This window comes from Streptomyces sp. NPDC002306 (genome assembly GCF_053593435.1).
Genome location: NZ_JBSFCK010000020.1, coordinates 16211 through 37703, shown reverse-complemented (window position 1 = coordinate 37703; position 21493 = coordinate 16211). Strand labels below are relative to the sequence as shown.

Sequence of the window (21493 nt, the reverse complement as noted above, 5' to 3'; positions counted from 1 at the left end):
GCGGGACAGTCGGCGGCGATATCCGCTCAAACCGTCGCGTCTCACGTGGTGGAAGACACGACCCATGAGGCGTTACCGACCCGTAAGCTCGCGGACATGCAGGTGATCCAGTCGACCAAGCTCGCCAACGTCTGTTACGAGATCCGGGGCCCGGTGCTCGAGGAGGCGATGCGGCTGGAGGCGGCCGGGCATCGCATCCTCAAGCTGAACACCGGCAACCCGGCCGCGTTCGGCTTCGAGTGCCCGCCCGAGATCCTGGAGGACATCCTCCGCAACGTCTCGTCGGCGCACGGGTACGGCGACGCGAAGGGCCTGCTGGCGGCCCGCCGGGCCGTCGTCATGCACAACCAGACCCTCGGCATCGAGACGGACGTCGAGCACGTCTACATCGGCAACGGCGTCTCCGAGCTGATCGTGATGGCCATGCAGGGCCTCCTCGACGACGGCGACGAGGTCCTCGTCCCGGCCCCCGACTACCCCCTGTGGACCGCGGCCGTCTCCCTCTCCGGCGGCACCGCCGTGCACTACCGCTGCGACGAGCAGTCCGACTGGATGCCCGACCTCGCGGACGTGGAGCGGAAGGTCACCGACCGCACCAAGGCGATCGTCATCATCAACCCGAACAACCCGACGGGCGCGGTGTACGACGAGGCGGTGCTCAAGGGACTCACCGACATCGCCCGCCGGCACAACCTGCTGGTCTGCTCGGACGAGATCTACGACAAGATCCTCTACGACGGCGCCACCCACACCCCGACCGCCGCGGTCGCGCCCGACCTGCTCACGCTCACCTTCAACGGCATGTCGAAGGCCTACCGGGTCGCCGGCTACCGCGTCGGCTGGATGTCGATCTCCGGCCCGCGCGCCCACGCCGACTCCTACATCGAGGGTCTGACGATCCTGGCGAACATGCGCCTGTGCGCGAACATGCCCGGCCAGCACGGCGTGGTCGCCGCGCTCAGCGGACGCCAGACGATCGGCGAACTGGTGCTGCCGGGCGGCCGCCTGAAGGAGCAGCTGGACACGGCCTACGAGCTGCTGACGCGGATCCCGGGCGTCACCTGTGTGCGGCCCAAGGGGGCGCTGTACCTGTTCCCGCGCCTCGACCCCAAGGTGTTCAAGATCAAGGACGACCGGCGGATGGTGCTCGACCTGCTGCGCAGCGAGAAGATCATGGTCGTCCAGGGCACCGGCTTCAACTGGCCCGAGCCGGACCACTTCCGGGTGGTGACCCTGCCCTCGGTCGGGGACCTGCGGGACGCGATGGGCCGGATCGGCACCTTCCTGGACGGCTACAGCCAGACCTGACGCTCACTCCACGTGGACAGCCGGACCATTTTTGTGAAGCACTCAACTTTAGACGAAATCTAAGCTAGGATGGCTTCCTGTCACCCAGGAGGCCATCCCATGTACGAGCCGATCCGCAGCAAGTCGGTCCACAGCACGATGGCCGGCAGCACCTCCGACTTCCCGCACCGCTCCCGCGAGGAGGAGCTGGACATCCAGCTCGCGGGACATCTGGCGGCCCTGCTCGCCGTCACCGACGAACTGCGCGGCTCGGCCCCCTCGGCCGATCTGGAGACCGCGGCCGAACGGCTCGCGCGGCAGGTGGCCCGGCTGCGCGCAGGACGTGCGTCGGCCCGTGCGACGGTGACCGCCGTCGGCGACTCGGCCCAGCAGACGGCAGGACACCAGCGGGCCCACGCGCTCGCGGGCCGCGCCCTCGTCGTGGCCGCCTCCCGCGCCGACACGGCGGCGGCGATCCTGGCGGCCGAGCGCATGGACGCGCACGCCGCCGCGCTGGCGGAGCGGCCGGAGCTGAGCGCCACCGGCTGACGCCCCCTCACCGGGCCCCCGACGGGCCCCGGTCCCCGAACGGCCCCGGTCCGCGTGCACCCGCAGCGACGCGCGGACCGGGCGCCACGAACCCGCGGCGACGCGCGGACCACGCGCCACGAACCCGCTTTCCGGGCCCCCCGCGCCTCCTCTCGCGCCCTCTCCACGGAACCTCCCGTTCCCGTTGCATACCGGGATCGGCACTTCACCGCCCGTTCACCCGTCTCACCCAGGAACGTGTGGTTCCGCGAGCACAGTCCCCGGCGTGAGACGAATCGCAGGAATCGTCCTCGCGGTGCTGTTGATCGGCGGAGTGGTGGCTGCCGTCGTCGCGGGCCGGGAACACGAGGACAAGGGCACGGCAACGAAGACCGTGCGCACAGTGATCGGATCGGAGAAAGCGGAGTTCTTCGCCGATCCCGACGTGGTGACGGCCCTCGCCGCCAAGGGCTACACCGTGAAGACGGAGACCTCCGGGTCCTGGGCCATGGAAGGCCTCGACCTCAAGGGGTACGACGTCGCCTTCCCGTCCAGCCAGGCGCCGGCCGCCGAACTCGCCGCGAAGTACAAGGTCCGGGGGACCCTCCCCCGCCCCTTCTACTCGCCCCTCGTCGTCGTGGCCCACCGCGGCGCCGCCGAGGTGCTCGCCGGGAACGGGCTCGCCACGCTGGACGCCAAGAACCGCGGCACCCTGAAGATGGCCGCGTACCTGGCCGCCGCCCGGGACGACCGGACCTGGCAGCAGCTCAAGGGGGCCGCCAAGTACGGGGAGTTGACCGGCACCCTCTACATCTCCAGCACGGACCCGGAGACCTCCAACTCCGGCGCCCTCTACCTCGCCGCGGCCTCCTACGTGGCCGACGGCGGCCGGGTGGTGTCGAGCGACGCCGACATCGACCGCACCGCACCGCTGCTGCACAAGCTGGTCAGCGTCCAGGGCGCCCAGCAGTCCAGCTCCGACGCGGCCTTCCGGGACTTCGTCAGCGGCGTGGGCAACCCGCTCGTCCTGGTCTACGAATCGCAGGTCGCCTCCCTGCTCGGCGGCCGGCACAACCCCGAGGACCTGGTCGTCCTCTACCCGGACACCACCGTCAACAGCGACCACACCGTCGTACCGCTCACCGAGAGCGGCCGCGGGCTGGCCGAACTCCTCAGCAGCGACCCGGTGTTGCGCAAGCTGGCCGTCCGGCACGGATTCCGGCCGCAGGGCGACACCACCGAGTTCACGGCGGCCAACGCCGACCGCACCTCGTATCTCAAGCAGCAACTGACCGGCGTCCGGCAGGCGCCCGTGCCCACCTCGAAGGTGCTGCACGAACTGGCGCGCCGGGCGCGCGGATAGAACCGGGGGACCAACGGATGACCACCAGCGAGAGCGACTTCACCCTCACGCCGCCCGAGGCCGTCGCGCCCGTGCCGCGGGAGAAGGCCGGCGGGCTCGTCCCCGTCGCCGACAGCGTCCGTACCGACATGGCCACCAAGGCTACCGCCTACATCGAGAGCCTCGCGGTCCTGGACGCCCGCTCGCCCGAGTTCGCGGGCAAGGTCGGCGAGATCACCGCGCTGGGCGCCGGGGAGATGCGCGCCGCGTCCGCGCAGTCCAACCGCATGCTGGAGCGCACCGTGCGCAGCCTGCCCGACAAGGGCGGGGACGCCCAGTCGAAGGTCGCGGGCTCGCTCGTCGAACTGCGGCGCGTGGTCGAGGACCTGGATCCGCGCGACCTGTCCGCGAACAAGGGCCGCAAGTTCCTGTCCCGGCTGCCCGGCGGCAACAAGCTGCGCGACCACGTCGCCAAGTACGCCTCGGCGCAGGGCACGCTCAACAAGATCGTGGGCTCACTGCGCGGCGGCCAGGACGAACTGCGGCGCGACAACGCGGCGTTGCAGACCGAGCGGGTCCGGCTGTGGGAGACCATGGGCAAGCTCCAGGAGTACGTGGTGCTGACCCAGGCCCTGGACACGGCTGTCGAGCAGCACATCGCCGGCGTGGAGGCGACCGAGCCCACCCAGGGCGACACCCTGCGCGCGGACGTGCTCTTCCCGGTCCGGCAGAAGCAGCAGGACCTGCTGACCCAGCTCGCGGTGTGCGCACAGGGCTACCTCGCGATGGACGTCGTACGCCGCAACAACGAGGAGCTGATCAAGGGCGTCGACCGGGCGGCCACGACCACCGTGTCGGCGCTGCGCATCTCGGTGATGCTCGCCTCCGCCCTCGACCACCAGAAGAAGGTCGTCGACCAGGTCAACGCCCTGCGCGGGACGACCGAGGACCTGATCCGGGGCAACGCGGAGATGCTCGCCACCCAGAGCGGGGAGATCCAGCGCATCGCGGCGGACCCGGCGGTGGGCGCGGAGACCCTGCGTTCGGCCTTCCAGCAGATCTACCGCACGCTCGACGCCATCGACACCTACAAGGTCCAGGCGACCGAGGCGATGGCGGCGACCGTGGAGTCCCTGACCTCCGAACTCCAGAACGCCGGCGGCTACCTGGAGCGCAGCCGGTCGCAGGGCGCGCTGGAAGGGGGCGGTCTCGGATGAGACGACGTTCCCTGGCCGTCGCCCTCGCCGCGCTGGTCCTGCTGACGGCCTGCTCGCCGCAGAAGAAGGACGACAAGAACCCCGACGTCCCCCGGCCGGGCACCCTGCGCGTCCTCGCCTCCAGCGAGCTCAGCGACATGACGCCCGTACTGGACCAGGTCCGCAAGGACACCGGCATCACCGTCCGTCCCACCTACATGGGCACCCTGGACGCCGTGGACCTGCTCGCCAAGGGCAAGGCGGACGGCAGGTTCGACGCGCTGTGGCTGTCCTCCAACGACTATCTGCGGCTGCGCCCCGACGCGGCGAAGAAGGTCGTCTCGGAGACCACCGTCATGTCGAGCCCGGTGGCCCTCGGGGTGAGGACACGGACGGCCCAGACCCTGGGCTGGCAGAGCGGCCAGGTCACCTGGACCCAGGTCGAACAGGCGGTGGCGGCCGGCCGGCTCACCTACGGCATGACCGACCCGGCCCGGTCCAACTCCGGCTTCTCCACCCTGATCTCGGTCGCCTCCGCGCTCTCCGGCGCCCAGTCGGCGCTCACGGACGCCGATGTCGCCAAGGCCACCCCGCGGCTGAAGGAGTTCTTCACGGGGCAGAAGCTGACCTCGGGTTCGTCGGGCTGGCTGGCGAGCGCGTACACCCGGCGCGGTGACGTCGACGCGCTGCTCAACTACGAGTCCGTCCTCAAGGGCATCCCGGGCCTCACCGTGATCCGCCCGCGCGACGGGGTCGTCACCGCCGACTACCCGCTCTCCTCGCTGGCGTCCACGAACGCGGCGACCCGCGAGGACGTCCGCCGGCTGGGCGACGCCCTGCGCACCGACGCCGTACAGCGGCTCATCACCGAGCGCACCCACCGCCGCCCGGTGGTGGCCTCCGTACCGCCCGCGGCCGGTCTGGACACCACCAGACGCCGTGAACTGCCGTTCCCCGGCAGCCGTTCCGTCGCCGACGGGCTGCTCGACGCCTACGAGAACGAGCTGCGCCGCCCCTCCCGGACGGTGTACGTCCTCGACACCTCCGGTTCGATGGAGGGCGACCGGCTGTCCCGGCTGAAGGCGGCGCTGGCCGGTCTCACCGGCGACTTCCGCGAACGCGAGGAGGTCACGCTGATGCCGTTCGGGTCGCAGGTGAAGAGCGTGCGGACCCATGTGGTCAGCCCGTCCGACCCCAAGAGCGGACTCGCCGCGATCCGCCGGGACACCAAGGCCCTCGACGCCGACGGCGAGACCGCGATCTACACCTCGCTGGAGAAGGCGTACGACCATCTCGCCACCGACAAGGACACCTTCACCTCGATCGTCCTGATGACGGACGGCGAGAACACCACGGGTGCCGAGGCCGATGACTTCGACTCCTTCTACCGGGGGCTCGGCGACTCGCGGCGGGACATCCCCGTCTTCCCCATCCTCTTCGGCGACTCCGACCGCGCGGAGCTGGAGCACATCGCCGACCTGACCGGCGGCCGGCTCTTCGACGCCCAGCAGGGCTCGCTGGACGGCGCCTTCGAGGAGATCCGTGGCTACCAGTAGGTTCCTCGGCTATCTGGAGTCCCGCAAGAACATCGCGGGCGCGGCCTGCGGCCTCGTCGGCGTGGTGCTGACCTTCACGGGGGTGGCGGGCCCCTACTGGCCGGTCGTGATCGCGGGTCTGTACGGCGCGGGCGCGCTGATCGCCCCGCCGGAGCGGCCGCCGCTGCCCGACTTCCCGGACCCGTCCGCGCAACTCGACGAACTGCGGGCCGACTTCGGGCGGCTGCGGGAGTATCTCGCGGACATCGAGCTGCCTCCGGCCGCCGGGGGGCGGCTGACCGAGCTGACCGGGCTGCTGGGCGCGCTGCTCGACCCCGGCTGGGTCACCGAGGTGCTCGCCCAGGACCCGGAGGGCGTCCACGCGCTCTCCCGGGCCGTGCGGCAGGACATCCCGGAGGCCGTCGACACGTTCGTACGGACACGGTGGTGGACGCGGCTGGCGCCGGGGCAGGAGCCGCCGGAGCGGCATCTGGAGCGCCAGCTCGGTCTGTTGCACGAGGAGGCGGAGCGGCTGGCCACGGCGCTGCGGGAGACGGAGGCGCGGCGGCAGGAGTCGCACACGCGCTATCTGGAGGACCGCTCGCAGTAGCGGGACGCGGGCGGGCGCGCAGTGCGCGGCAACCGGACGCGGGCGGGACAGGGCGAGAGGGCCTGCCGCCGGGTTCCCCGTCGGGGCGGACGGGGACGGGGCGACAGGCCCGTGGCTCCGCACGCCGTTGTGCGCAGCCTCGCCGGTCTGTGGTGCTGTCACCGCGGCCGGCCGTGACGATACTGCTGGTCAGGGCACGATCGGAGCCGGCCGCGGCGTCCTTGGGGGCGGTCAGCCCAGGCGCTGCACCAGGGCGCGGTACTCGTCCCACAGCTCCTTGGGCGTGTGGTCGCCGAAGGTGTTGAGGTGCTCGGGGACCAGGGCGGCCTCCTCGCGCCAGACCTCCTTGTCGACCGTGAGCAGGAAGTCCAGGTCGGACTCCGACAGGTCCAGGCCCTTGGTGTCCAGCGCGCCCTTGGCCGGCAGGATGCCGATGGGGGTCTCGACGCCCTCGGCGCGGCCGTCGAGGCGGTCGACGATCCACTTCAGGACGCGGCTGTTCTCGCCGAAGCCGGGCCAGACGAACTTGCCCTCGTCGTTCTTGCGGAACCAGTTGACGTAGTAGATCTTCGGGAGCTTCGCCTGGTCCTTGTCCTTGGCGACATCGACCCAGTGCCCCATGTAGTCGCCCATGTTGTAGCCGCAGAACGGCAGCATGGCGAAGGGGTCGCGGCGCAGTTCGCCGACCTTGCCCTCGGCCGCGGCGGTCTTCTCGCTCGCCACGTTGGCGCCGAGGAAGACGCCGTGGTTCCAGTCGAAGGACTCCGTGACCAGCGGGACCGCGGTGGCGCGGCGGCCGCCGAACAGGATCGCCGAGATCGGCACGCCCTTGGGGTCCTCCCACTCGGGCGCGATGATCGGGCACTGCGAGGCGGGCGTCGTGAAGCGGGCATTGGGGTGCGCGGCGGGCGTGCCGGACTCCGGGGTCCAGTCGTTGCCCTTCCAGTCGGTCAGGTGGGCCGGAGTCTCCTCCGTCATGCCCTCCCACCAGATGTCGTTGTCGTCGGTGAGGGCGACGTTGGTGAAGACGGAGTTGCCCCACAGCGTCTTCATCGCGTTGGCGTTGGTGTGCTCGCCGGTGCCGGGGGCGACGCCGAAGAAGCCGGCCTCGGGGTTGATCGCGTAGAGGCGGCCGTCCTCCCCGAAGCGCATCCAGGCGATGTCGTCGCCGATCGTCTCGACCGTCCAGCCGGAGACGGTGGGCTCCAGCATGGCGAGGTTCGTCTTGCCGCAGGCGCTCGGGAAGGCCGCGGCGACGTACTTGGACTCGCCCTGCGGCGGGGTCAGCTTGAGGATCAGCATGTGCTCGGCGAGCCAGCCCTCGTCACGGGCCATGACGGAGGCTATGCGCAGGGCGTAGCACTTCTTGCCGAGCAGTGCGTTGCCGCCGTAGCCGGAGCCGTAGGACCAGATCTCCCGGGCCTCGGGGAAGTGGGAGATGTACTTGGTGCTGTTGCACGGCCACGGCACGTCCGCCTCGCCCGGCGCGAGGGGCGCGCCGAGGGTGTGCACCGCCTTCACGAAGAAGCCGTCGGAGCCGAGCTCGTCCAGGACCGGCTGTCCCATGCGGGTCATGGTGCGCATGGACACGGCGACATAGGCGGAGTCGGTGATCTCGACGCCGATCGCGGAGAGGTCGGAGCCCAGCGGGCCCATGCAGAACGGGACGACGTACATCGTCCGGCCGCGCATCGAGCCGCGGAAGACGCCCTGCTCGCCCTGGAAGATCTCCCGCATCTCCGCGGGGTCCTTCCAGTGGTTGGTCGGGCCGGCGTCCGCCTCCTCCTTCGAGCAGATGAAGGTGCGGTCCTCGACCCGGGCGACGTCGGTCGGGTCGGAGGCGGCGTAGTAGGAGTTGGGGCGCTTGATCGGGTCGAGTTTGCGGAAGGTGCCCTTGGCCACCAGCTCCTCGGACAGCCTGTCGTACTCGGCCTCGGATCCGTCACACCAGACCACGCTGTCCGGCTGGGTCAGTTCGGCGATCTCGTTGACCCACGAGATCAGTTCCTGGTGGTCGGTGGGAATGACGGGAGCCGCGATGTCGCGCGCCACGATTGCTCCTAAAAAGAGGGAGTTTTTTGTTGGAGGCCCCGTGGGGGCTGCGACCCGGATGCTGCACCGCGGAAACCTCGTGTCCGCTCATCCGGTGCCGACTGCACTCATTTGATCATCCGACGAGTCCGCCCATATGTCCAGAGGGCGTCACAGGTGAGCGGAGTGACCATCGCCACGTGTAGACGCGCTCCTTTACGTCCACATGGCGTTCGGCCGGGAGACTTTTTGCGTTGCCCGAATCACGTGAGATCATCACCACTACGACTGTCGTACTGATACGTAACTTACGGTTCCGTAGGTACGATGCGACGCATGACTGCGCCCGTCCCCGACGCACCCACGGACACGGCGGCCGCCGGCCGCGGTCCCGTCACGCTCTCCCTGCCGCATCCGGTCAAGCCGAAGCTGCGCGGCTGGCTGCATCTGGGCATGTTCCCGGCCGTGCTGATCTCGGGCCTGGTGCTCACCGCCCTCGCCGACTCACCCCGCGGCCGCATCGCCTGCGGGATCTACGCCCTGACGGCATGCCTGCTGTTCGGCGTGAGCGCGCTGTACCACCGGGGCGACTGGACCCCGAGAATGGACGGCGTCCTGCGCCGCCTCGACCACGCGAACATCTTCCTGATCATCGCGGGCACCTACACCCCGCTGACCATGCTGCTGCTGCCCGGGGCCAAGGGTCAGTGGCTGCTGTGGAGCGTCTGGGGCGCGGCGACCGCGGGCATCCTCTTCCGCGTCTTCTGGGTCGGCGCCCCCCGCTGGCTCTACACCCCCTGCTACATCGCGATGGGCTGGGCGGCGGTCTTCTTCCTGCCGGACTTCATGCGCACGGGCGGCATCGCCGTGCTCGTCCTGGTGATCGTGGGCGGCCTGCTGTACAGCGCGGGCGGCGTGATCTACGGGATCAAGCGGCCCAACCCGTCGCCGCGCTGGTTCGGCTTCCACGAGGTGTTCCACTCGCTCACCCTGGCCGCCTTCGTCGTCCACTACGTCGGCATCTCCCTGGTGGCCTACCAGCACGCGTAGCGCCCCACCCCCTCCCCTCCCGATGGCCACGGCTCACCAGCCGTGGCCATTTCTCTGTGCCGGGAGCGGCTCATGATTGACAGTAACTACTTTTTGAGAGTTACTTTCATTTCATGGTTACTGTCACGCACGACGAAGACCTCCGGCGCGACCCGCGCCGCTGGTGGGCCCTCGGCGCCCTGGTCGCGAGCATGCTGGTGCTCGGCTTCGACATGACGATCCTGAACGTGGCGCTGCCGACCATGGCGGACCAGCTCGGCGCCACCACCGGGCAGCAGCAGTGGATGGCGGACGCCTACATCGTCGTCTTCGCCGCGCTGATGCTCCCCGCGGGACTGCTCGGCGACCGGTTCGGCCGGCGCCGGATGCTCGTCACCGGGCTCGTGATCTTCCTGGCCGGCTCACTGATCGGCACCCTGGCCGACGACGTGAACCAGGTCGTCACCGCCCGCGCGGTGATGGGCGTCGGCGCGGCGCTGGTGATGCCGCTCGCCATGTCCGTGCTGCCCTCGCTGTTCGGACCGCGGGAGCGCACCCGGGCCGTCGGTGTCGTCTCGGCCGCCTCCGCGCTCGGCCTGCCCCTCGGCCCGATCATCGGCGGCTTCCTGCTCAACCACTTCTGGTGGGGCTCGGTCTTCCTCGTCAACGTGCCGATGGTCGCCATCGGCGTCGCGGCCTGCGTGTTCCTGCTGCCCGAGACCCGCGACCCGGCCTCGCCGAAGGTCGACGCCGTCTCCACCGCGCTCACCGCGTCCGGGCTCGCCGTCCTCATCTACGCGATCATCGAGGCGCCCGACCGCGGCTGGGGCGACCCACTGGTGCTCGCCCTCCTCGCGGCCGCCGTGCTCCTGCTCACCGGCCTGGTGCTGCGCGAGCGCCGAGCCCCGCGCCCCATGCTCGACATGGGCCTGCTCGCCCAGCGCGGCTTCCTGCTCAACACCGTCGCGGCGACCCTGGTGATGTTCGTCCTGTCGGGCCTGATGTTCGCCCTGCCGCCCTACCTCCAGGCCGTCCTCGGCCACGACGCCCTCGGCACCGGGGTGCGCCTGCTGCCGATGATGGGCGGCCTGATGGTCGCCGCGCGGACCGCCCAGCCCGTCGTGGAGCGGTTCGGGGCCCGCGCCGTGGTCAGCGCGGGCCTGGTCGTGCTGGCCTTCGCCGCGCTGCTCGGCAGCCGCACGACGGTCGACTCCGGCTACGGCTTCACCGCGCTGTGGCTGTCGGTCGCGGGCGCCGGCTTCGGCTTCTCGGTCGTCCCGGCGATGGACGGCGCCCTCGCCGCGCTGCCCCGCGACCGCGCCGGCAGCGGCTCCGGGCTGCTGATGACCCTGCGCCAGGTCGGCGGCGCGATCGGCATCGCCCTGCTCGGCAGCCTGCTCGCCGGCACCTTCCGCGACCGGCTCGACGTCACCGGGCTGCCCTCCGCGGCCGGCGACCTCGCCGGGAACTCGGTGGTGGCGGCACACCTCGTCGCCGGACGGGCGGGCTCGGCCCCGCTCGCGGCCTCCGCGGACGCCGCCTACGTCCACGGCATGGGCCTGGTCCTGCTGGTGTGCGGCGTCGCCTCGCTCGCCGCCGCGCTGCTGGCCGCCGCGTTCCTGCCGGGCGCCCCGGCCACGCGGCCCGACGCGGACGAGGAGCGCCCGGCCGTGGTCACGCCCGCGGCCGATGCCGGACAATGACCACCATGACCGCCGCACACCGCACCACCCCCGCCGACCGCCCCCCACTGGGACTCCGGGAGCGGAAGAAGATCAAGACCCGTGAGGCGATCCGTACCGCCACCTACGGGCTGATCAGGGAGCAGGGGTACGACGCCACGACGATCGACCAGATCGCCGACCGCGCCGAGGTGTCCGCGTCGACCGTCTTCCGCTACTTCCCCACCAAGGAGGACATCGTCCTCACGGACGAGTACGACCCGATCCTGCTGGACGAACTGCGCGCCCGGCCCGCCGACGAGCCGTGGCCGCAGTCCATCCGGTACGTGATGCACAAGGCGATCGGCCTGGGCACCGACGACGACCCGGAGGTGACCCGGCTGCGCAGCCGGCTCATGGTCGAGGTCCCCGCGGTGCGCTCGCGCATGATGGAGAGCATGTCGGTCACCGGCCGCATGCTCTGCCGGGCCATCGGCGAGCGCACCGGCCGCGACCCGGAGGACATCGAGGTGCGGGTCTACGCGATGTCCCTGGTCGGCGGTCTGCTGGAGACATCCCTGTACTGGGCCGAGAACGGGCACACGGACGACTTCGCGAGCCTCGTCGACCGCACCCTGGACGTCCTGGAGCACGGCCTCACGCCGCGAAACCCCTGAGACCCCGGCCCACCCTCCATGCCATCCTGACCGGGTGAACCGTGTCGAGATCCACGTCGAAGTCGCCCCCGAACTCGCCCTGTTCGTCCCGCACGCCCGACGCCACGGCGCCACCGCCCTGGCCACCGACGGCGTCTCGACCCTCGGCCACGTCGTCGAGTCCCTCGGGGTGCCGCTCACCGAGGTCGGCTCCCTCGTCGTGGACGGCCGCGCGGTGCCGGTCTCGCACATCCCGGCCGAGGGCGAGTCGGTGACCGTACGGGCCGTCGAACGCCCCCAGCGGGTCCCGGGCGCCCCGCTGCGCTTCCTCCTCGACGTCCACCTCGGCACGCTCGCCCGCCGCCTGCGCCTGCTCGGCGTGGACACGGCCTACGAGTCGACCGACATCGGCGACCCGGCGCTCGCCGCCCGCTCGGCAGCCGAGCGACGGGTCATGCTCAGCCGCGACCGCGGTCTGCTGCGCCGCCGCGAACTGTGGGCCGGCGCGTTCGTCTACAGCACCAGCCCCGACGAGCAACTCCGGGACGTCCTCGACCGCTTCGCCCCCGCGCTGCGCCCCTGGACCCGCTGCACCGCCTGCAACGGGCTGCTGAAGCAGGCCACCAAGGAGGAGGTCGCCGACCAGCTCGAACACGGTACGCAGGCGTCGTACGACGTCTTCGCGCAGTGCCGGGAGTGCGGGCGCGCGTACTGGAAGGGCGCGCACCACGAACAGCTGGAGGCCATCGTGGCGCGCGCCCTGGCCGAGTTCGCGGGCGAGCGTTAGCTCTTCCTCACGTCACCCTTCCCGCAGGCGACGCCGTCCCGGTCGCGGTCCAGGCCCAGCGGGTCGTCGCCGCCGTTGACCTTCAGCCGGCCGTAGCCGTTCTGCTTCAGCCAGGCGCAGCGCGCGGCCGCCGTCTTCTTCACCACCGCCGGGAAGGCGGTCGGCACGCACACGTTGATCGTGCCGTAGTGCCGGTCGCAGCCGGACACCGTGGGGCTGACCTTCTGCGAGGTGCGCTTCTTGCCGGGCTCGACGACCTTGCCCTCCAGGGAGTCGGCGAAGGAGTGCACGTGCGCGGAGGCGTCCGTGGCGCTCAGCGCCGCCGGGCCCTGGAGGTGGACCCACTTCGCCACCGACGGCACGCCGTTGGCGTCCACCGCGAAGAGCATGTACCAGCCGGGCGGCGCCAGGTTGGGGTTGCTCGTCACGTTCAGGTCGACGTTGTTGCCGTCGACGGACAGCGGCAGGTCCACGAACCGCTGGTTGGGGTCGGAGGAGTGGGTGACGGCGGCCGGGCGGATCAACTCGGCCTTGGCCACCGGCCGGTCGACCGTGATCCGCTGGGTGTCGCCGTAGTTCCACTCGGTGTCGATCACCGAGGTGATCGTCGGACGCGTGCCCTTGAGCAGATAGGGCGGGGTGTAGATCGACACGTTGTGGTTCCAGGTGCCGTTGCCCGGGTTGTCGCCGGTCGACATCACCCGGCCGTCCGGCAGCAGGAACGACGAGGAGTGGTAACCGCGGGCCTGGGGGTCGGCCGCCACCGGGTCGAAGGTGTTGGCCGCCGGGTCGTAGATCGACGACTCGAACACCGGGTTCGCCCGGTTGTGCAGCGCCCCGCCCGTCTCCAGCACCTTGCCGTCGGGCAGCAGGACGGCGGAGACGTACATCTTGCCCTGGTTACCGGTCTGGGCCACCGGACCGTTGCCGAGGTCCACCGTGCCCTGCGGGATCGGCGGCCCGGCGACATAGGCGGGGTCGGCCGCCTTGAGGTCGATCACGTCGGTCAGCCGGTTGCCGTCCGGGTTGGAGTCGATGTTGCCGCCGCCGAGGGTGAGGACCTTCTGGTCCTGCGCCGGGGGCAGCAGCACGCTCGCCGACTGGTCGCGCTCGTCCTTCCTCTGCAGCCCCGGGATCTGGGTGATCGTGTTCGCGCCGTAGTCGTAGATCGCCGAACCCGTGCCCGGGATGTTGTTGCCGAAGACATGGCTGCCCGAGTAGAAGAGGCGGCCGTCCTGCATCAGGATCATCGACGGGTACAGACCCCAGTACGACCAGGTCTGGTTGACCTGCCACAGCGGCAGCCACTGCTGCCGCGCGTCCGACCAGAGCTCGGCGGTCACCGAACCGGTGGAGTCCTCACGCAGCCCGCCGAAGGAGATGACGTCACCGTTGCCGAGCTCCGTCGCCGACGGATACCAGTGGCCGTCGTTGAGGTCGTTCGTCTTGCTGTAGGTCTCGGTGACGGGATCGAAGAGGTACGAGTCCTTGAAGCCCTCGTAGCCGTGTCCGCCCGCGACCGGGAACGCCTTGTTGCCGCTCATCACCAGCACCCGCCCGTCCTGGAGCTGGACGTGCCCGGCGCAGAACATGTCCTTCGGCGTGGGGATGACCTTGTACGTGCCGGTGGCCGGGTTGTACACCGCCGAGGTGAACGTGCCCGCGTTGAACTGCTCCTCGCTGTTGCCGGACCCCGCGATCAGCAGCACCTTGCCGTTCTTGAGGACGACGGAGTGCATGGAACGGACCGGGTTCTGCGTGGGCAGCACCGACCACCTGCCGTCGGCGCACTCCTGGGCGGTGCCCGTGCAGGTGGCGGGCGGCAGGACGTCGGGGACCTGCTCCATCGTGTAGTCGTCGGTGGTCGCCGAGCCGGAGCCGTAGACGGAGACGCCCCAGGTGATGCGGTCGGTGCCGGCCGGGACCTCGGGGGTGCGGACCGAGGCCTGGGTCCAGCTTCCCTGCATCTCCAGGGTCTTGAGGTCGGTCCAGTACTGCCAGCCCGCCGTGGCGTCGTGCCGGAAGAGGGTGACGGACGTGTCCGGCGTGGTCGTCTTGTACCAGAGCGAGAGGTCGTACTGCTTGCCCGGCGACACCACCGGCGCGCACTCGGTGGACTCCGTGATCAGCGCCTTGCGGTCGCCGTCGACCCGGCGGGTCAGCGTGACCTTCATGGCCTTGGAGCCGGAGTGGGCGTCGGCGGTGGTGGCGAAGGCGAAGTCGTTGTCGCCCCAGCCGGACTTCTCCCAGCAGTACGGCATGCCGTCGGTCCCGGCGGTCTCGAAGCCGGGGTTCTTGATCAGATTGGCGGCGGAGGCGGGCTGGGGCGAGGTGAGGAGCAGCCCCGCCGTCAGGGCGCCCACCCCGACGAACGCGATCCGTCTGCGGCGCCTGCCGCCACGGTTCGCCTCGTGCGTACGTCTCATGCGGTTCATACGGCTCACACGGCTCTCCTTGCGGTGCGGCTCCCCGCGGGGGCGTCGGTACGTCCCCGGCGCGGCAGGTAGACCAGCGCCTCGGTTCCGGCGAAGCGCAGGACGAACGTCGTGACCAGCGCGAGCGCGGTCGCGGACAGCGCCCCCATCCCGAACCGGTCCACGAACAGGGCGATCAGCGGGATGCGCAGCAGCAGGTCCGCGTTGGCGAGCAGCGCGAACCGGCCGACGCGGTCCCACCAGCGCCGGTGCCCGCGCCGGTCCCGGAACAGCAGATGCTCGATGAGCACGAAGTTCCAGGCCACGCCGAGCTGGTTGGCGAGGATCTCCGCGGGGACGTAGTGCAGCCCCGCGACGGTCAGGGCCCACAGACCGAGCAGGTTCGGCACGAACCCGGTGGCGCCGATCAGTCCGAAGCCGACCATCCGCGCGACCGGCGAGGCGGTGCGCAGGCCGACCAGGTGGCGCAGGAAGCGCAGGCCCTCCCGCGCGCTCGACTTGGACTCGCCCGCGAACCTGTCCTGGAAGACGAAGGGCACCTCGGTGACCTGGCGGGGACGGCTGCGCACGGCGAGTTCGAGCAGGATCTTGTAGCCGAGGGGCTTGAGGACGTCGGCGGTGACCGCGCTGCGGCGGATGGCGAAGAAGCCGCTCATGGGGTCGCTGATGCCGTGCAGCTTGCGCGGGAACAGCGACTTGGTGAGCCAGGTCGCCCCGCGCGAGACGGCCACCCGGTAACTGCCCGCGAGCCCGGCCCGGCTGCCGCCCTTGATGTAGCGCGAGGCGACCACGAGACCGGCGTGCGCCCGCTCGCCGGTGGCGACCAGCTCCGGGACGAGCGACGGCGGGTGCTGGCAGTCACCGTCCATGACGACGATCCAGTCCGACCCGGCCGCCCTGATGCCCTCGACGACCGCCCCGCCGAGGCCGCCGACCGGCTCGTCCCGGTGCAGCACGGTCACCGGGAACGGGCAGTCCTTCGCCGCCTCGGAGATGACCTGGGGGGTGTCGTCGGTGGAGTCGTCCACGAAGACGACCTCGCAGGGCAGCCGGGCCGGCACCGACTCGGTGATCTGGCGCAGCAGCTGACGGACGTTGGCGGACTCGTTGAAGGTCGGGACGACGATGGTGACGGCGCCGGGCTCCGGCACCTCCGCCGCCCGTACGGCCGGATCGCCCAGCTCACCCGGGACGGTGGACTCGTGGCTCATCGGACGCCTCCGGAGACGGTCTCGATCTGGCGGATCTCGATGCGGTCCTCGCCGGTGCCGAAGGTGGCGACCGGCGTCGAGTGCTGCAGGGCGTCCCTGACGCCGGGCAGATCGACGGCGTCGCGCCGCACGGTCGGCGAGGCGACCACGTAGTCGAGGTCCCGCCAGCCGTTCGGCATGGTCTTGCTCACCGCGGGGTCGAGGTCGGCCTTGTAGAACCAGATCGCGCCGAGTCCCGGCCGGTACCCGGCGTGCACCAGGTCCAGCCAGAGCGCGTCGTCGACCAGGACGCGGGCGTCCTCGGGGTCGGCCACCTCGGTGCTGAGCCACTTGGACGCGGCCCGGTAGGGGGCGTTGGCGTCGGCGGTGACGGCGGTGCGGTCGCCGTCGTACCAGTGCGGCACGACGTAGGCGCCGGCGGCGACGGCCAGCGCCGCCGCGAGGGCGTACCGGCCGCCGGTGACATACCGGTTCTCGCCCTCCGCACGCCGTCTGCGCAGCACGGCGTGGGCGACGGACGCGGTGCCGCCGGCCAGGACCAGGGCGAGGAAGGGCAGGGCGCCGATGACGTACATCGCGGGCAGGTAACCGCTGGGGCGCATCGCGACCAGGGTGAGGATGGCGACCGCGAGCGCCGGTCCGGCCAGTGCGCGGGCGGTGACCGACCAGCGCCAGGTGACCAGCAGCAGGACCGCGCCGGCCAGACCGCCCAGCGGCAGGACCCGGTCGTAGTACAGCCAGGACCGCAGCACGCCGTGCGAACCGGTGCCCGGGTCCAGGATGAAGCCCGAACCGGGCCTGGACATCTGGTACTTGATGCCGTCCCAGAGCGAGACGTGTCCGCCGCCCGGCACCAGCTCGCCCTTCAGCAGGGCGAACAGGGGGTACGAGAAGCCGATCAGGACGCAGGCGGTGACGGCTCCGGTGAGCGCGAACTTGCGGGTGTCCTTGTGTCCGTGCCGCCACATGGTGACGAGCAGGGCGGGCAGGACGACGAGCATCGTCTCCTTGGTGAGCACGGCCGTGGCCGCCGCGATGCCCGCGCCGAAGTGGTGCCAGAGGTGCCGGCTCGGCGAGGCGGCCAGGCAGAACGCCAGCAGCGTCCACATCACGGCCAGGTTGTCGAGGAAGATCTCGCGCTGGAGGACGACGGACAGCGGCGACAGCCCGAACAGCACCATGCCGAGTCCGGCCGCCCAGCGGGGCAGGGACAGGCGCCGGGCGAGGACGTAGACCAGCACCGCGCTGATCGCGCTCACGACCAGCATCGCGAACCGCATCGAGCCGACCGTCATCGAGCCGGGGCTGATCAGCGACGGGATCCAGGTGAGCAGGGCGATCTGGATCCAGCCGAGCGGCGGGTGGTCGTACCAGTACGTGTAGTGGGCCAGGCCCCGGCCCTCCTGGACCGCCCAGGCCTGGGCAAGGTAGGTGCCCTCGTCGTCGCTGAGGGTGGGGTAGTCGGCGATGTTCCAGCCCTGCACGACGAGGATCGCCACGAGCAGGACGCCGCACAGGATGAGGTCGGGACGGGAGGAACGCAGCCGCTTCGGCGGCTCCGTCCGACCCGTCGGACGTGCCGCGGACACAGGCCGGCGCTGCGCGGGGACCTTGGGTGCGGTCACCGCGGGAAGAGTGGAGGTCACGCGGGAACGTCCTCTCGGATCACTTCGGAAGCGGTGAGATGCGCGCCGACATGAGTGGTCAGCTCCCAGTCGTTACGGCCGCGTTGCTCACGCCAGACGGCGCGGATGGCGGCTCCGGCGAGGAGGACCTGGTAGAAGGGGCCGCCCACGACGAGCTTCAGGTAGTGGACGAGGCGGACGCGCAGGCCGTACTGCTGACCGAAGTCGTGCAGTCCGACGACCTCGAAGACGAAGGTGACCAGGGCCGTGACGGCCGGCAGGAAGGTGATGAAGGCGATCGCCACCGGCACGTCGAGGAAGAGCGCGATCGCGACGTTGAGCGGGATGATCACGCCGGAGAATGCCTGGAGGAACGGCGTCATGAGGGTGTAGCGGGCCAGCAACCGCTGCCCGAAGCCCGGGAGTTGCTTCCAGTCCTTCTTCCGGTAGACCTGGAGGAAGCCCTGGTTCCAGCGGGTGCGCTGCTTCAGCAGCGACATCAGCGAGCCCGGGGTCTCCTCGCGGGTCACCATGTCGGAGTCGTAGGCGACGACGACCTTCTTGCCGACGCTGGACAGCCGCACGCCCAGGTCGCAGTCCTCGGCCAGGCAGTCGGGATCCCAGCCGTCGGCCTCGCGCAGCACGTCGGTCCGTACGAAGACGGTGTTGCCGCCGAGCGGGATGAAGCCCTTCTGCGCGTGCAGGTGCAGCCGCGAGCGGAACCAGAAGAAGTACTCCAGGCAGTTGCGCAGGCTGTACCAGCTGGAGTGGAAGTTGATCAGCTGCACCCCGCCCTGGACGACGTCCGCGCCGGTGTTGCGGAAGGCGTGGTCGACATGGGCGAGCAGCTCCGGATGGACCTGGTCCTCGGCGTCGAAGACCCCGACGACATCGCCGCGGCAGTGCGGCAACGCCGTGTTCATGGCCTTCGGCTTGTTCTTCTTCTCGTGGGTGTCGACGACGACACGGACGCGCTGGTCGCGCCCCGCGGCCCGCTCGGCGACCGCCGTGGTCTCCGGGTCGTCGTGACCGACGATGACGATGATCTCGAAGTCGTTGTGGGTGGATTCCAGCAACCGCTGGATCGTGTGGTCCAGCACGGCTTGTTCGTGCCGGGCCGGCAGCAGCAGCGAGAAGGAGAGGCTGTCTCCCCCGTCCGGGCTGCTGAAACGAGTGGAAGCGAGCACTTCGGGCGTACGCCACGCGTGCATCTGCCACCACAGGGTGAAGGCCGCCATCCAGAACAAGGCCAGTGAAACGGCAGCGATGAAGACAGACGTCAGCAACAGATCCCCCCGGATCCCCTTAGCCCCCTGTCGCGACGGGAACACACATCCGTCGCGTTACTGTGCAGAGACTAGGGGGGAACTGTGAAGTTCGAGCGCTCTTCAGATAAATAGCGTGTTTCAGAACGCTGGGGTCGCTTGCCGGACGTGTCCGAACACATGCCCAAATAGGCTGGGTCGCACCCACCGTCCCACCACGCGTTTCAGCCGTTCAGCGCCTCGCGCAACCGCTCCGGATCAGTGGTCGGAGCGTCACAGGTGAAGTTACGGCAGACGTACGCCGTCGGCTCACCGCCGACCAGCGGCCGATCGGCGAGCAGCGGAAACTCGTCACCCGCCACGGCACCCACCGCCACGACGGCACCGGGGGCGGTGCCCAGAAGCGCCGTGCGGTGCAGGGCCCGGGTGGCCGGATCGTCGAGCGCCGGACCGACGACCGCGACCTCCCGCGGCCCGTCGAGCAGCGCCTCGGCGACGGCCAGCCCCCAGCCGATGAACCGCGGCACCCGCGGCCCGAGCGCCTTCACCACGCCCAACGCCCGCTCGGCGGCGAGGCGATGGGGCGCGGAGCCGGTCTGCGCCGCGTAGCCCAGCAGCGCGCCGGCCGCGGCGGTCCAGCCGGAGGGGGCCGCGTTGTCGGTCGGATCCTGCGGCCGGCGGATCAACCGCTCGGCGTCGGCGGCGGTGTCGTACAGGGCCCCCGACTCCGGGTCGACGAAACCGGCCAGCACGTGGTCGAGCAGCAGGCCGGCGAATTCCAGCCACACGCCCTCCCCGGTCACGGACGCCAGCGCGAGGAAGCCCTCGGCGACGTCCGCGTAGTCCTCCAGCACCCCCGCGTTCGCGCCGACCCGGCCGTCCTTGCTGGTGCGGGCCGGCCGTGCGTGTTCGTCCAGGTGCAGCCGTACGAGGAGATCGGCGGCGGACACCGCGGCCTCGACCAGGTCGGGGCGGTCGAAGTAGGCGCCTGTCTCCGCGAGGGCGGCGACGGCGAGCCCGTTCCAGGCGGCCACCACCTTGTCGTCCCGGCCCGGCGCGGGACGCTCCGCCCGCGCCGCCAGCAGCCGCGCCCGGACCGAGGCGATCCTCTCGGCGTCGAACACACCCTCCTGCTGGGGAAGTTGCAGCACGGAGGCACCCTCCTCGAAGGTGCCCTCCTCGGTCACCCCGAAGTAGGCCGCCGCCAGCGCCGCGTCCTCCTCGCCGAGCACCTCGGCGAGCTGTCGCGGGCTCCACACGTAGTACGCGCCCTCGACGTGCCGCCCGCTGCCGTCGTCACTGTCGGCGTCCAGCGCGGACGCGAACCCGCCCTCGTTCGTGCGCAGTTCGCCCACCATGAAGTCGGCGGTCTCCAACGCGACCCGCCGCGCGAGCTCCGACCCGGTGGCCCGCCACAGATGCGCGTACACCCGGCACAGGAGAGCGTTGTCATAGAGCATCTTTTCAAAGTGGGGCACGGTCCAGTCGCGGTCCACGGAGTACCGGGCGAAGCCGCCGCCCAGTTGGTCGTAGATGCCGCCGCGGGCCATGCGCTCGCAGGTGTCCCGCGCCATCTGGAGCGCGCCCTCGGAGCCGGTGCGCGCGTGGTGGCGCAGCAGGAACTCGATCACCATGGACGGCGGGAACTTGGGCGCTCCGCCGAACCCGCCGCGCTGGGCGTCGTACTCCCGGGTGAGACCGAGCAGCGCCCGCGCGATCTCCTCCTCGCCCGGGCTCTGCGTGTCGCCGTAGGAGATCTCGCGCCCCGCCAGGTCCCGCACGATCTTCCCGGCGACCTCGGCGACCTCGTCCCGCCGCTCGGTCCAGGCGCTGTGCACACCCTCCAGCACCTGCCGGAAGGAGGGCATGCCGTGCCGGGGCGCGGGCGGGAAGTACGTACCGAAGTAGAAGGGCTCGGCCGCCGCCGTGAGGAACACGGTCATGGGCCAGCCGCCCTGCCCGGTCGCCGCCTGAACGGCCTCCATGTAGACGGCGTCGACATCGGGTCGCTCCTCGCGATCGACCTTGATGTTGACGAAGTGTTCGTTCATGTATCCGGCGACCGCTTCGTCCTCGAAGCTCTCCCTGGCGAGAACATGGCACCAGTGACAGCTCGAGTAGCCGACGCTGAGCAGCACGGGAAGACCCCGCCGGCGCGCCTCCTCGAAAGCCGCTTCCGACCAGGGCCACCAGTCGACGGGGTTGTCGGCGTGCTGAAGCAGGTACGGGGACGTCTCATGAGCCAGTCGGTTCGGCATGCCTCCATCCTGCCCGACAGGCTGCTTCCGGCCGTAC

The 21493-nt window shown here is 70.7% G+C and carries 16 protein-coding genes; 10 read left to right on the top strand and 6 right to left on the bottom strand.

All coding sequences use genetic code 11. The features are described from left to right. The first annotated feature begins 96 nt into the window (after positions 1–96). From ACWCQK_RS29460 to ACWCQK_RS29435, 6 genes are all read left to right on the top strand, one after another. Entirely contained in the window at positions 97–1308 is a 1212-nt protein-coding gene (locus ACWCQK_RS29460; RefSeq protein WP_451160001.1) for a pyridoxal phosphate-dependent aminotransferase, read from the top strand. A 99-nt stretch (positions 1309–1407) separates the two neighbouring features. Further along, positions 1408–1836 carry an SCO4983 family protein gene (locus ACWCQK_RS29455; protein ID WP_451159999.1) on the top strand — a complete coding sequence of 143 codons (429 nt, stop codon included), beginning with the start codon at positions 1408–1410 and terminating at the stop codon, positions 1834–1836. 265 nt (positions 1837–2101) lie between these two features. After that, positions 2102–3178 carry a hypothetical protein gene (locus ACWCQK_RS29450; RefSeq protein ID WP_451159997.1) on the top strand — a complete coding sequence of 359 codons (1077 nt, stop codon included), beginning with the start codon at positions 2102–2104 and terminating at the stop codon, positions 3176–3178. 17 nt (positions 3179–3195) lie between these two features. Then, positions 3196–4374, top strand: a complete 1179-nt coding sequence (locus ACWCQK_RS29445; RefSeq protein ID WP_451159995.1) for a toxic anion resistance protein — start codon at positions 3196–3198, stop codon at positions 4372–4374. Next, positions 4371–5909, top strand: coding sequence for a substrate-binding and vWA domain-containing protein (locus ACWCQK_RS29440; protein ID WP_451159994.1), 1539 nt, complete (start codon positions 4371–4373; stop codon positions 5907–5909). The genes ACWCQK_RS29445 and ACWCQK_RS29440 overlap by 4 nt, the downstream gene beginning before the upstream one ends. Continuing rightward, the gene (locus ACWCQK_RS29435; RefSeq protein ID WP_451159992.1) at positions 5896–6498 is read left to right on the top strand and encodes a hypothetical protein; all 603 of its coding nucleotides are present in this window, start codon (positions 5896–5898) and stop codon (positions 6496–6498) included. The genes ACWCQK_RS29440 and ACWCQK_RS29435 overlap by 14 nt, the downstream gene beginning before the upstream one ends. A 231-nt stretch (positions 6499–6729) precedes the next feature. On the opposite strand, the gene ACWCQK_RS29430 is transcribed toward ACWCQK_RS29435, so the two are convergent. Next, a complete protein-coding gene (locus ACWCQK_RS29430) occupies positions 6730–8550 on the bottom strand; it encodes a phosphoenolpyruvate carboxykinase (GTP) (RefSeq protein ID WP_451159990.1) in 1821 nt (606 codons plus the stop codon). Positions 8551–8865: 315 nt separating this feature from the next. On the opposite strand from ACWCQK_RS29430, the gene trhA reads away from it, so the two are divergent. The 4 genes from trhA (at position 8866) to ACWCQK_RS29410 (ending at position 12662) form a co-directional block, all read left to right on the top strand. Next, positions 8866–9579 (top strand): PAQR family membrane homeostasis protein TrhA, encoded by a 714-nt coding sequence (gene trhA, locus ACWCQK_RS29425; protein WP_451159988.1) that lies wholly within the window; start codon positions 8866–8868, stop codon positions 9577–9579. 113 nt (positions 9580–9692) lie between these two features. Beyond that, entirely contained in the window at positions 9693–11261 is a 1569-nt protein-coding gene (locus tag ACWCQK_RS29420; RefSeq protein ID WP_451159986.1) for an MFS transporter, read from the top strand. Positions 11262–11266: 5 nt separating this feature from the next. After that, positions 11267–11896, top strand: a complete 630-nt coding sequence (locus tag ACWCQK_RS29415; RefSeq protein ID WP_451159984.1) for a TetR/AcrR family transcriptional regulator — start codon at positions 11267–11269, stop codon at positions 11894–11896. Positions 11897–11930: 34 nt separating this feature from the next. After that, positions 11931–12662, top strand: coding sequence for a Mut7-C RNAse domain-containing protein (locus ACWCQK_RS29410; protein ID WP_451159982.1), 732 nt, complete (start codon positions 11931–11933; stop codon positions 12660–12662). Here the strand turns inward: ACWCQK_RS29410 and ACWCQK_RS29405 are convergent. The 5 genes from ACWCQK_RS29405 to ACWCQK_RS29385 all read right to left on the bottom strand — a co-directional run bounded on the left by ACWCQK_RS29405 (position 12659) and on the right by ACWCQK_RS29385 (position 21456). After that, the gene (locus ACWCQK_RS29405) at positions 12659–15097 is read right to left on the bottom strand and encodes a galactose oxidase-like domain-containing protein (protein WP_451160159.1); all 2439 of its coding nucleotides are present in this window, start codon (positions 15095–15097) and stop codon (positions 12659–12661) included. The genes ACWCQK_RS29410 and ACWCQK_RS29405 overlap by 4 nt on opposite strands. Before the next feature lie 5 nt (positions 15098–15102). Continuing rightward, entirely contained in the window at positions 15103–16308 is a 1206-nt protein-coding gene (locus ACWCQK_RS29400) for a glycosyltransferase (RefSeq protein ID WP_451159980.1), read from the bottom strand. After that, the gene (locus tag ACWCQK_RS29395; protein WP_451159978.1) at positions 16305–17954 is read right to left on the bottom strand and encodes an ArnT family glycosyltransferase; all 1650 of its coding nucleotides are present in this window, start codon (positions 17952–17954) and stop codon (positions 16305–16307) included. The genes ACWCQK_RS29400 and ACWCQK_RS29395 overlap by 4 nt, the downstream gene beginning before the upstream one ends. Next, complete coding sequence (locus ACWCQK_RS29390; protein WP_451159976.1) at positions 17951–19219, bottom strand: glycosyltransferase; 1269 nt, start codon at positions 19217–19219, stop codon at positions 17951–17953. Before ACWCQK_RS29390 ends, ACWCQK_RS29395 begins: the two co-directional genes overlap by 4 nt. A 203-nt stretch (positions 19220–19422) precedes the next feature. Beyond that, positions 19423–21456: a thioredoxin domain-containing protein gene (locus ACWCQK_RS29385; RefSeq protein WP_451159974.1), complete on the bottom strand. Its 2034-nt coding sequence runs from the start codon at positions 21454–21456 to the stop codon at positions 19423–19425. Between the last annotated feature and the right edge of the window lie 37 nt (positions 21457–21493).

Bases quoted from the DNA above. Each gene is read 5' to 3' on its own strand.
- ACWCQK_RS29460 (WP_451160001.1), top strand. From the start codon at position 97: ATGCAGGTGATCCAGTCGACCAAGCTCGCCAACGTCTGTTACGAGATC.
- ACWCQK_RS29455 (WP_451159999.1), top strand. From the start codon at position 1,408: ATGTACGAGCCGATCCGCAGCAAGTCGGTCCACAGCACGATGGCCGGC.
- ACWCQK_RS29445 (WP_451159995.1), top strand. From the start codon at position 3,196: ATGACCACCAGCGAGAGCGACTTCACCCTCACGCCGCCCGAGGCCGTC.
- ACWCQK_RS29440 (WP_451159994.1), top strand. From the start codon at position 4,371: ATGAGACGACGTTCCCTGGCCGTCGCCCTCGCCGCGCTGGTCCTGCTG.
- trhA (WP_451159988.1), top strand. From the start codon at position 8,866: ATGACTGCGCCCGTCCCCGACGCACCCACGGACACGGCGGCCGCCGGC.
- ACWCQK_RS29420 (WP_451159986.1), top strand. From the start codon at position 9,693: ATGGTTACTGTCACGCACGACGAAGACCTCCGGCGCGACCCGCGCCGC.
- ACWCQK_RS29415 (WP_451159984.1), top strand. From the start codon at position 11,267: ATGACCGCCGCACACCGCACCACCCCCGCCGACCGCCCCCCACTGGGA.
- ACWCQK_RS29405 (WP_451160159.1), bottom strand. From the start codon at position 15,097: ATGAACCGCATGAGACGTACGCACGAGGCGAACCGTGGCGGCAGGCGC.
- ACWCQK_RS29400 (WP_451159980.1), bottom strand. From the start codon at position 16,308: ATGAGCCACGAGTCCACCGTCCCGGGTGAGCTGGGCGATCCGGCCGTA.
- ACWCQK_RS29385 (WP_451159974.1), bottom strand. From the start codon at position 21,456: ATGCCGAACCGACTGGCTCATGAGACGTCCCCGTACCTGCTTCAGCAC.